This window comes from Pseudomonas sp. CLCA07, assembly GCF_053615335.1.
The window spans coordinates 6,158,694-6,169,755 of the sequence record NZ_CM132131.1 but is presented as its reverse complement, the minus strand read 5'-3'; the positions used below and the strand labels follow the sequence as shown (position 1 = coordinate 6,169,755).

10 protein-coding genes are annotated in these 11,062 nt (G+C 56.8%); 2 read left to right on the top strand and 8 right to left on the bottom strand.

Going from position 1 to position 11,062, the window contains the following annotated elements:
- Positions 1 to 148 precede the first annotated feature (148 nt).
- The 7 genes from ACWGZX_RS28335 to ACWGZX_RS28305 form a co-directional block, all read right to left on the bottom strand.
- Positions 149 to 565, bottom strand: a complete 417-nt coding sequence (locus tag ACWGZX_RS28335) for an AprI/Inh family metalloprotease inhibitor (protein ID WP_452626430.1) — start codon at positions 563 to 565, stop codon at positions 149 to 151.
- Positions 566 to 626: 61 nt separating this feature from the next.
- Positions 627 to 2,084: a serralysin family metalloprotease gene (locus tag ACWGZX_RS28330; RefSeq protein ID WP_452626429.1), complete on the bottom strand. Its 1,458-nt coding sequence runs from the start codon at positions 2,082 to 2,084 to the stop codon at positions 627 to 629.
- 476 nt (positions 2,085 to 2,560) lie between these two features.
- Positions 2,561 to 3,019: an REP-associated tyrosine transposase gene (locus ACWGZX_RS28325; protein WP_452626428.1), complete on the bottom strand. Its 459-nt coding sequence runs from the start codon at positions 3,017 to 3,019 to the stop codon at positions 2,561 to 2,563.
- A gap of 91 nt (positions 3,020 to 3,110) precedes the next feature.
- Complete coding sequence (locus tag ACWGZX_RS28320; protein ID WP_223512474.1) at positions 3,111 to 4,196, bottom strand: polyamine ABC transporter substrate-binding protein; 1,086 nt, start codon at positions 4,194 to 4,196, stop codon at positions 3,111 to 3,113.
- A 46-nt stretch (positions 4,197 to 4,242) separates the two neighbouring features.
- Positions 4,243 to 4,584, bottom strand: a complete 342-nt coding sequence (locus ACWGZX_RS28315) for a cupin domain-containing protein (RefSeq protein WP_452626427.1) — start codon at positions 4,582 to 4,584, stop codon at positions 4,243 to 4,245.
- A gap of 30 nt (positions 4,585 to 4,614) precedes the next feature.
- Positions 4,615 to 6,021 carry an NAD(P)/FAD-dependent oxidoreductase gene (locus tag ACWGZX_RS28310; RefSeq protein WP_452626426.1) on the bottom strand — a complete coding sequence of 469 codons (1,407 nt, stop codon included), beginning with the start codon at positions 6,019 to 6,021 and terminating at the stop codon, positions 4,615 to 4,617.
- Positions 6,022 to 6,071: 50 nt separating this feature from the next.
- Positions 6,072 to 6,887 (bottom strand): helix-turn-helix domain-containing protein, encoded by an 816-nt coding sequence (locus tag ACWGZX_RS28305; protein WP_452626425.1) that lies wholly within the window; start codon positions 6,885 to 6,887, stop codon positions 6,072 to 6,074.
- Between the two features lie 241 nt (positions 6,888 to 7,128).
- Here ACWGZX_RS28305 and ACWGZX_RS28300 point away from each other — a divergent pair, with 241 nt between their 5' ends.
- Complete coding sequence (locus ACWGZX_RS28300) at positions 7,129 to 7,404, top strand: DUF1652 domain-containing protein (RefSeq protein ID WP_452626424.1); 276 nt, start codon at positions 7,129 to 7,131, stop codon at positions 7,402 to 7,404.
- A gap of 63 nt (positions 7,405 to 7,467) precedes the next feature.
- On the opposite strand, the gene ACWGZX_RS28295 is transcribed toward ACWGZX_RS28300, so the two are convergent.
- Entirely contained in the window at positions 7,468 to 9,939 is a 2,472-nt protein-coding gene (locus ACWGZX_RS28295; RefSeq protein WP_452626423.1) for a UvrD-helicase domain-containing protein, read from the bottom strand.
- A gap of 236 nt (positions 9,940 to 10,175) precedes the next feature.
- Here ACWGZX_RS28295 and ACWGZX_RS28290 point away from each other — a divergent pair, with 236 nt between their 5' ends.
- Positions 10,176 to 10,871, top strand: coding sequence for a pirin family protein (locus ACWGZX_RS28290; RefSeq protein ID WP_223512488.1), 696 nt, complete (start codon positions 10,176 to 10,178; stop codon positions 10,869 to 10,871).
- Positions 10,872 to 11,062 lie beyond the last annotated feature (191 nt).

Below are 11,062 nucleotides of genomic sequence, written 5' to 3'. Positions count from 1 at the left end.
GGGTTCTTCCTGAGGTGTTATTCCTCGTCATACTGACGAAGTTTCCATTCACTGTCCGCGCAAGCACGGATGTGCGTTTGGCGCACTAGCGCTTACAAACTAACTACAACTTAATTGTGTGAGGTCTTTATAAAGAATCACGGATTTTTTATTGATGCGCCTGACGCACAAGTGTTATGACCCTCGTGGATTTCAACGCAGCCTTATAGGAACCATCACCTTGGTGACTGAGAAACAGAATTTTCGAACCTTCTTTACCGGTGATCGCAATACCATCCGGCTCGGGAAACCAACCGATGGCTTTTTCGCCTGCAAGCCATGCGCTTAAACAATCGGCCCCCTCACCCAGCGTTTGCTTGAGCTGCAACTCGATGACACAGACGTTCGACGGCTTGTCCTGCAATGCCAGGGTCTCTGGCGAGTCGTCCCGGGTGCTCAGGGTGGCCTGCCATTTGCCGGCCAGTTCCGAGGGGTCTGCCAATTTCAGGCTGCTTGCCATGGTTGCTTCTCCAAAAAAGATCATCAACGTCGCCAGGAGCCATGCGGCACAGGTTTTAGAGGCCATCTTTGTTTTACTCCAGTCACAGAGGGCAGCGCATCGGCGCCACCCTCCTTATCGCCTTACATCAGGCTGCGATGTCCGAGAACGCCGCCTGGCCGACGGTGCTGACCAGGAAATCAGCCACGCCGTGCCCGGAGAAGTCCACCGACAACAGGCTGTTACCGCCCGAGTTGGTCAAGACGGCATCACCTGCCGCACCGGTGAACGAGCTCACGAAATGCAGGCCTGCGCCTTGGGTAATCCCGGTCAGGTCGATCTTGTCCAGACCGCTGACAAAGTCGAGGATCTGGTCAGCGACACCTGGCTTGGAGTCGCTACTGGCGGCGAACACAAACGTGTCCGAACCGGTACCGCCCAACAGCTTGTCCGCACCGCCGGCGCCGTAGAGGATGTCGTTGCCGGCACCGCCCTTCAGTTCGTTGGAGATGCCATTGCCGATCAGCAGGTCGTTGCCCGAACCGCCGATTGCGTTCTCGATGATTGCACCCTTGGCAATGGAAACGTTGCCCACCAGGCCGCCAACGTCGGAGAACGAGGCTTCATTGAGGTTGATTTTCTGGTTTTGGGTGAAGCCGGAGAAGTCCAGGGTATCTTTGCCGCCTGCGTCCCACACCGAAAACACGACCTTGTCCGACGACGAAGACGCGCTCAGGAAGTCGCGACCGACGTTGGAGTTAAAGCCGTACGTGGTGTCACCGGTACGGGTGGTGGTGTTGGCACCGTAGAGTTTTTGGATGGCGGCAATGTCGTCCATCAGCGGGCCGGACGAATACGCTTCGACACCGCCCTTGCTGAAGTTCTGGCTGGTATTGCTTTCACTCCAGTAGCTCATGACGCTGTAACCGCGGGTATCCTGCCCGTAGGTGGCGTCATTGTAAGTCGGGGCACCCTCGCCAGCGTTGTAGTCGCCAGGGTGAGCCAGGCCCAACGAGTGACCGATTTCGTGGGTTAGTGTTTGACGGCCGTAATTGTTCAGGTCCGGCGTCTTATTAGGCGTGTAGCTGCTGTTGGTCAGGTACCAGGAAGTACCGTCATAACCCGCACCGGTGCCCGGCAAATAGGCAAATGCCGCCGCGCCATCCTGGCCACCGCTGTAGTTGCCGAAGGTCATGTGACCGTCACCGCCCGTAGACTTATTGGTGAAGGTAACGTTGGCTACATCGGCCCAGGATTGCATGGCGAGCACCGCTTGGGCTTTCTGCTGCGTACTGAACTGGCTGAAGCCTGTAATCCCGTGCTTGTTCATGGTGCTCGACGAGGCCGAGGTCAGGAACGTGTAGGTCAGTTCGATTTTGCCGCTGCCGTCCTTGTCCTGGTAGGCAGCACCGTCGCGCAGCAATTGGGTGGCTGCCTGATCGACGGAATAGGACGGTTTGCCATTGACCGTGAGATTGCCACCGCGGTCATACTGATGGCTGAAACTGTCGATCTGGCTATACGCAGAACTCGGTGCAGCCAATGCTTGCAAGGGGGTTATGGCCTGTTCGGCTAGATCAATAGCATTGTTTTTTACTTTCGACATAAACACACTTCCTTGTTTAGCTATGGAACAGTTTTTATCAGATAGCGACGATCTCTGGCGAGATCGTCCTATCACTCGCCCAATGAAGGCGAAAGAAAACTGACACAATTTGAAATCAAACGTCTAGTGTTTTTTTTGACGTCAAATTGTGCAAATCCAGCAAATGCCCGGAAATAATGCCTGCGCTATCGAAAGTTTGTTTTGTGCAGGTGCGTTTGCGCAAATTGTCTGACGATTAGCTATTTAAATATTAAATATAGGTAAGTTGTTTTTTGTCTAGGGTGTCACAGTTTTCGGTAGTGGTTAATATGAGTGCCAGTGGATTGATATCAGTTGATTCTTTATTGGATTTTATATTTGACGACTGCTGCGCAGCCGAACGCAGCCTTCGGCAGCTGCTACAGGGTTCATGTACGCCACAGCCCTTGTAGCAGCTCGCGCAGCCTGCGTTCGGCTGCGAAGCAGTCGTCAAACACTTACAACCAACACGCATCCCAAAGTGGGTAATCATGAACACGCGTCACCAGCCCCGCTCGTATCGGGTTGGCCACGACATATCGCGCAAGATCCTTCACATCCTCCTCCCACCGAACCGCGCGATCGTGATAACCCTTCTGCCACAGCCGGCCTTTGCGTCCTAATGCTTGATTGACCGCCACACTGCTTCGGGACTTTATCCTGCACATCAGCTCCGACAGCGTCTTGTCCCGCAGCTGCACCAGGCAATGCATATGGTCCGGCATCACAACCCACGTCAAAAAATCTCCCCAGCCTTCCTCCTGTGCCAAACGCAATTGCTGAACAACCAACCTCCCCAAACCCCAATCAACAAAAAACGGCTGCCGTTGGTGAACGACAGCCGTTAGTAGATAGATCCGTCCGGGCTCCGAAAAACGACCGGTACGCAGGTGACCCGCTTTTGAATTGAGTGGCATTCCATTGCCTCCTTATCCATCGAAAGAAGGCCTGGAATCTACCGTGTCGCCACCCAAGTCACTGGGGGCTATGACTACAAAATATTAACCATCAGCTACCAGTGCGAATCTTGTTCCACACCCGCGTACGGACCCGGTCAATGTTCAGCGGCATCGCCTCCAGCGCGAACAGCTTGCCCATCATCTCAGGGCTTGGATAAACCTTGGTGTCGTTTTTGATCGTCGGGTCGATCAGGCTGTCAGCCTGTTCGTTACCGTTTGCGTAGTGCACGTAGTTGCTGACGCTGGCCATGACGTCCGGCCGCAGCAGGTAGTTCATGAAGGCGTAACCGGCCTTCTCGTCCGGTGCGTCGGCGGGCATGGCGACCATGTCGAACCAGATGGCGGCACCTTCCTTGGGAATGGCGTAGCCGATGTCGACGCCGTTGTTGGCTTCCTTGGCGCGGTTTTCGGCTTGCAGGATGTCGCCGGAGAAGCCGACCGCTACGCAGATGTCGCCATTGGCCAAGTCACTGGTGTACTTGGACGAATGGAAGTAGCTCACGTACGGACGGACTTTCAGCAGCAGCGCTTCGGCCTTTTTATAATCTTCCGGGTTTTTACTGTGAGGCGGCAGGCCCAGGTAGTTCAGGGCGGCGGGCAAGAGTTCCGGGCCGTTGTCGAGGATGGCAACGCCGCACTTTTGCAGCTTTGCCATGTTCTCGGGTTTGAAGATCAGGTCCCAGGAATCCACGGGCGCGTTGTCACCCAGTACGGCCTTGACCTTGGCGATGTTGTAGCCGATACCCGTGCTGCCCCACAGGTACGGAAAGCCATGTTCGTTACCCGGGTCGTTGGTCTGCAACGCCGTGAGCAACACCGGGTTGAGGTTCTTCCAGTTCGGCAGCTGATTCTTGTCGAGTTTCTTCAGTGCGCCACCTTCAATCTGTCGCGCCATGAAATGGTTGGACGGGAACACCACGTCATACCCTGATTTACCGGTCATCAACTTGCCGTCCAGGGTTTCGTTGCTGTCGTAGACGTCGTAGGTAAAGGCGATACCGGTTTCTTTCTGGAAGTTTTTCGTGGTATCCGGGGCGATGTAGTCGGACCAGTTGTAGATTTTGACCGTCTCGGCCGCCTGGCTAAGGGTCGCGACGAGTGCAAGTGGCGCCAGTGTCAGTGTCTTTCGGATCATGGGTCGATTCCTGTAGGGCTTTTGTTATTGGCAGGCAATCAGAAGATCAAAAAATCAAAACGTAGGTCTTGCGCACGGTTTCCTGGATATCCCAGATGCCGAGACTGTTGGCCGGCAACATCAATGCATCGCCAGCTTCTATGTAGAGGGGTTCACCGTCGTCTGGGGTGAAGGTGCAACGGCCCTGGATGAAGTGACAAAACTCCTGGGCCACGATCTGCCGGCGCCAGCGTCCGGGCGTGCATTCCCAGACACCGGTTTCGACACCATCGTCGCGTTCGACGCTGGTGGTCGAGGCCACTGCCACGGTTGTTCCCAGTGGCACCGCGACCGGATTGGATTCATCAAGCTTCAGGGTGGCGGTGTTCTTGAATTGCGTGATGCTCATGGGCGTACCTGTCAATGGAAAAAGCGTTGTTTACTGCATGAAACCTTCCATGAACCCCGCGACCCCGCTGGCCAGCTTGCGGCGCCAGGGTGCGGTAGCCGGGTTGGCCAGGGTCTGGTCTTCGTGGACGAAGCTGCGGATGATCGCGTTGTAACCGAGCCAGCGGCAGGGTTCCGGCTCCCAGGCCTTGAGCGTGTCGAGTCCGCCCTGCGGCATGACCCAAGGCTGGCGCACCAACTCGGTATCGCGCTCAAGAATCAGGTCGGCGAGGGTTCTGCCGCCCAGGTTGCTGGCACCGACGCCCTCCCCGCCATAACCGCCGGACAAGGCGATGCCGCTGGCATGATCACAGAGCATGTGCGGCTTGAAACGCCGCGACATGCCAAGATTTCCGCCCCAGGCGTGGGTAATCCGCACATTCTTCAATTGCGGGAAGAGCTCGCCGAACAGATAGCGTCGTAACTCCACTTCGCTGGTCGTCAGGTCGAAGTCATGGCGTAACTTGCCGGCAAACTGGTAGCCTCCCCGCGCCCCGAACACCAGGCGGTTGTCGGCGGTGCGTTGGCCGTAGGTCACCTGACGGCTGCTCTCGCTGAAGGCCTGGCCGCGACTCAGGCCGATTTCGTCCCACGTCGCAGCGGACAGTGGCTCGGTGGCAACGATCAGGCTTTGCACCGGCATTTGATAGCGCCCCAACGGCGGCAACGTCGTTGCGTAACCTTCTACCGCCGGGACAATCCAGCGACTGCGAACCGCCGCCTTGGCAGTGCGCAAGCTCCCCGATTGCCACTGCGTGACGGCGCTGTTTTCATAGATGCTGACCCCCATTTTCTCCACCGCCCGTGCTAAGCCTCGCACCAACTTTGCCGGGTGGATGGTCGCAACGTGCGGTGCATAGATACCGCCATAAGGCTTGGCAACTCTGATTTGTTGCGCCAGTTGCTCGGGGCTGAGCCAGCGGTAGTCACTTTCGGTCAGGCCCTGGCGGTAGAGGTCATCCAGATAGCGGCGCAGGCTGGCTTCCTGCTCGGGGTAGCGTGCGGCACAGTAAAGCACCCCGCCTTTGCGGTAATCGCAGGCGATGCCTTCACGCTCCAGAACGACTTCTACTTCATCAGGAATGCTGTGCAGCAAGTCGAATGAGGTGCGGCGTTGCTCCGTGGACAACCCGGCGAGCAAGCGGTCTTCACCCAACAGGTTGCCCATCAACCAGCCGCCATTACGGCCCGAGGCGCCAAAACCGGCGGTTTGCGCTTCGACAATGGCGATGTCCAGGCCCGGGGCCAGACGCTTGAGGTAATACGCGGTCCAGAGTCCGGTATATCCCGCGCCAATGATTGCCACGTCGACGTCCAGATCGTGTTCCAGCGCCGGACGGGCCAATAACGGCTCGTCGAGTTGATCCATCCATAAACTGATAGTGCGCCACGCCGACATGCAAGACTCCGCCACTCAAACTTCGATGGCGTCGATCCTAGTGCGTGAGTTCAGGGGCTGTCTTGCGCGCGTGCACGCAAGGAAATTTGTTTGGTGTACGCCTTGGGCGTCAGACCGGTGTGCTGGCGAAAACAGGTGTAAAACGCCGACAGCGAATTGAAGCCCGCGGCAAATGCCAGCTCGTCGACGCGTATCGGCGGTGTGGCGGTGTCCAGCGTGCCGAGCAAATGCTGCAGGCGCGCCTGGTTAACATAGCGATAGAAACTCTGGCCCAGCACTTGATTCAACAGGTAGGAAATCTGGTTGCGACTGTAGCCGCACTCCTTCGCCACCCGTTGCAGGTCGAGCTCGGGGTCCAGATAAGGTTGCTGGCGCTGGAAATACTGTTGCAAGTCATCGGCCATTAAACTCAACTGGCGCGGGGACAGGCCGAGTCGACTGACGGCCGGACGCAGCGTTTTGGTTGCCTTGCGAAGCGGCTGCTCGTGGACCAGCGTGGCGTATTCGTTGACCCGCCAGATCAACCCGTCACGGACTGTGATCGCCTCGCTGGTATGAAAGGACACCAGCCCCTCACCGCCACGCAACGTCATCCGGTACTGAATAAATGCGGTGTTGCCATCCAGGCGAATTCGGTCCGAGTGTTCCAGCGCTTCGTCCAGGTTGCGAGGCATGCTCACGCGCACGTACTCGCGCAGATCGTCGAGCCCCATCACGCGGTTCTGGAAAAAATCGTGGTACTGGATGTCTGGGTGATAAAGCGCCATGACGCCGTCCAGGTCACGGTGTTTCCAGCACAAGTGGTAGCGCATGACCGTCTCGCCCGTGGCCCGGGTTTGCTGCGGCCCATCATCATCGGGGTGCATAAAGGTCTCGATGGGAAAACGCCGAGCTTGCCGAAGTTCTGCACCGGGTTCAATGGCTGAAAAAATGGTCAGGTGACCTTCATCAAATAAACTCTACGAACCGCCCAACGGCCGAAAAAAAATCACATGGATTTCACATTCGAGTGCTACTTTTAAAGGCAGTCACCGGTTGAGCCATTGAAGGCTCTTCCCCTCCTAACATGAGCTAAAGGAAGCGCTCGATGAAGAAGGCGGGCTACATATGAATAAAGGGTATTTCAGCAAAGTTACGTTTCCAAACGCCTGCCAGCTGATGCGCTGGCATTTTCATCCCATGGGATTTGAGGCGAGCATGGACGCGTCGGGCAGCATGATCGCCCGGTTGTTTGATCGTGCCAGTGGCGAGACCATGATCGCCATTGCCGGTATACCTTGCGCAACGGTCATGAATGCGGCGGATGTCGAACGAATCATTGAAGCCGTCGAGGATGAACTTGAGGCATTTGTTCCACCTATGGCCCTCAAAAGCTATGCCTGAAGGCCGAACAGCCCAATAAAAAGCCCACTTTGTGTGGGCTTTTTATTGGGCGACGACTCAGGGTTACGCCAGTTTCTGAGTAACCCGATGATCAGCAAAAAACGCTTTCCCTTTGCCGATCCGGTCCGACGCCTTGGGCATGTTCGCAGCCGTGTCCTGCCCCTCGACATACCAGTAGCAATGGCTCACTGCCCGGGTGATGCCGACGTAAGCCAGTCGCAGGATTTCGTCTTTTTGCGCGTTGTCATACGGCTCGTTGTCACCGGCCTTGCCAAGTCCTGCCATGCGGTAAACCTGGTTTTTGTAGGGGGAGCTGGTCAGATGCTGGCAATCACCCAGCAAGAACACCACGTCGGCCTGCAAGCCTTTGGCGCTGTGATAGGTCAGTTGTTTGAGACGCCGCGCCTCATATGGCAAGCTCGAATCAACATTAATAACAGGTTGAATATGTTGCTCAATCAATAACTTATCGCTGCTTTTTCGATAAAGCATCAAGATTGAATCACCCTTCCGGTAATGCTCCATCAGGCGTTGGGCCAAACCTTGATCGTCCCGATCCAGAACGTTTACCGGCAACAGCGCCTTAGGCGCGCCGCTGGCTTTGGCTTTTTTGCCTGCAATGGCTGGCGCTGCGCGGACGATATGCTCGGCGGCGTCGATGATGTGTTGATGACTGCGATAGTTGTCGCTGAGCATGACTTTGGTAGTACTCGGCGACGGGAACTCTTTGTTGAACTCCATGAAATACGTCGGCGAACTGCCGCGCCAGCCATAAATGGACTGCCAGTCATCACCCACACACAGCAGCGATGAGCGTTGCGCGCCCCGCCCAACGTGCATCGCCGGGCCTCGACTGCGGATCTCGGTCAAGCTGGCGCGAATCCAAGAGACGATTTGTGGTGAAACGTCCTGAAATTCGTCGATCATCAGGTGCGACAGTGGTCGCAGCAGTTCATCGCTGAGCAGTTTCAGGTTTTCCGGGGAATGCTCGCTGAACAAGGCGAACATGCGGTTGTAGGTCATCACCGGCGGTTTTTGATCAAGCAGATGATCTTCCAGCGCTCGCCAGAACAGGCTCAAGGCCTCGAAGAAGAACCTGTCGGGGTCGTCCTTGGCGAAACTCATCTGGCCAACGGCGTTCGGAACATCTAGCCCCAGGTTTTCTATAAACCCGGCTGCCGCCACAAAACAGTCCAGCAATGGTGCAGAAGCCAGTTCGCCTTTGACCTTGTAATCAAAGCCCGGTCCCGCGCTGGCATCACCTGCCAAAGAGGCCAAAACGCGCTTTGACGATTCGTAACTATCTAGCCATATCAATGGCTTACGACAGAAAGCTTGAAACAGGGTGCGCTTCACTGCCCACTCCGCCCGGACGGTCAGCTTGGCATTCGGGCGGCAAACCTGCGGATTCTCCCGAGGATCGAAACCCAATACGACCCAGGCATCCAGGCTCGGTATGTAGCCGTGGCAACGGAACTTCGAGCCATTGATATCGAACGAGTGCCGATTGGGTTCAATCCCCTTGATTGGCCAGGCGCCGGCACGAAACCACAGGTCTTCAATGGCGTCACAGAGTTCTTCATCGCGCTTGGCCGCCAGTTCAGTCACAGCCACGCGTTTTTGCACATCGGGGTGATCGCGCTCCAACTCCTTGAGCTGCAAGGCGTGGCGGGACAAAGGCTTGATCAATTCGCGAAAGCGCTCGTCGCGTGTGTGCAACTGGTGGTAGCAGGCATTGAGCTGCTGTCGCTGAGCGTCATTGATACGCAGGTCGAAGGGGTTGCTGTCGACCTCTTCCTCACCGTTTTGCACGCGATTGCTGAGGTTTTCGAATGCTTGCAGACGCTCGAACCCCGGCAGGCTGCGAACCATCGGCAGAATGCGCGAGTGGAAGGTACGCACCAGATCACGCGCTTCTTTCAGGCTCAGTGGACGGCCCCACACCGCGAACAGCTCGATCAGCTTGTTAATGAAGTCTTTGCGCGATTCGCGGGTAAAGGTCACAACGGTCATCGAATCCAGTTCGAAGCCCAGATAGTGGGTCAGCAACAGGATACGCAACACCAGCGTGGTCGACTTGCCTGCGCCCGCCCCGGCAATCACCGACGTCGACGGCGTGTCGCTGAAGATCATCTTCCACTGCGCAACGCTTGGCTGGGCATTGGGTGGCAGCAGTCGGGCAACATCGGCCTTCATGCGCTTCTTCAGTTCAGCGCTCAATGGCAGGCGCCAATCGTCAAACAGATTGTCATCGACGTTGGGCGGTCGATGCTCGGTTGAGCGCGAATCACGGATCAGCAGCACTTGCCGGCCCTCTTCCAGCCCCTCGAGTTTTCCCTCTTTAAAGCCGTAATCAAACCCCGCACTGTGACCGCTGCGAAAGCCGTCAGCCTGCCCGTGCAACCAGGACGCGCGGTGCTGCGCGCGCAGACGGGTCAAGCCATGACCGAAGAATCGGGCGGCCAGGCGCTTGAGCAGCGGCATCTCGGCCAAGGGGCGAAGTTCGGGAGGAAGATCGGGGGTGTGTTGCGGCACGCGGACTGACTCCAGGGTGTGAGGCTGTTGAGGGCTATGGTGTCTGCATTTGCGCTTGAGTTCTAGTGAAATGCTTTGAGGTCATTGGCTTATGCGATGAAGTGAAGGCTGGATGAGAACATTTCGAGAGCATTTCACATCAATTAATTCGATTGTAATGAGGCATTTTTTACGCTTTTTATCGATGTGTGCCTGATAGATGATGCTCGCCATTAACCCCCTTTCAGGAGACGGCCATGCTCGAACTCAGACCCTTCAGCTCCCTGGGCGGCGCCCATCACGGCTGGTTGGATGCCCATCATCACTTTTCGTTCGCCGAGTACCATGACCCCAAGCGCATGAACTGGGGCAACTTGCGAGTGTGGAACGATGACGTGATTGCCTCCGGCACCGGGTTCCCAAAACACCCGCACCGGGACATGGAGATCATTACCTACGTCCGTGAAGGTGCGATTACTCACGAAGACAACCTGGGTAACAAGGGCCGCACCGAGGCAGGCGACGTTCAAGTCATGAGCGCTGGCACCGGCATCGCTCACAGCGAATACAACCTGGAAGCGACCGCGACCAAGATCTTCCAGATCTGGATTATTCCGAACGAATCCGGTCTTGCACCGTCCTGGGGCGCCAAGCCGTTCCCGAAAGGTGAGCGTGAAGGCTTCGTGACCCTGGCCAGCGGTAAATCCGGCGATGATCAGAGCCTTCGAATCCGCGCCGATGCGCGCCTGGTGGCGGCGAACCTCAAGGCCGGTGAATCCGCAGAGTATCGCTTGGATAGCGGTCGTCGCGCCTACCTGGTCCCGGCCACTGGCGTGATTGAAGTCAATGGCTTACGTGCGCAAGCTCGAGACGGTGTTGCTGTAGCCGATGAGCAGGTGTTGCGAGTGACGGCGATCGAGGACAGCGAAATCGTCCTGGTTGACTTGGCTTGATCCGGTAAACGGGAGACAAAAAAGGGGCGACCGTTATGGTCGCCCCTTTTTTAGCTGTGTCTTTTGTGGTGAGGGGGCTTGTCGGAACGCCGCATCGCCCCGTTCGGCTGCGCAGCAGTCGCCAAAAAAGAGATCAATAAACGGGGTCGCTTCGCAACCCAACGGGGGCAAGCCCCCTCGCCACAGGGTCG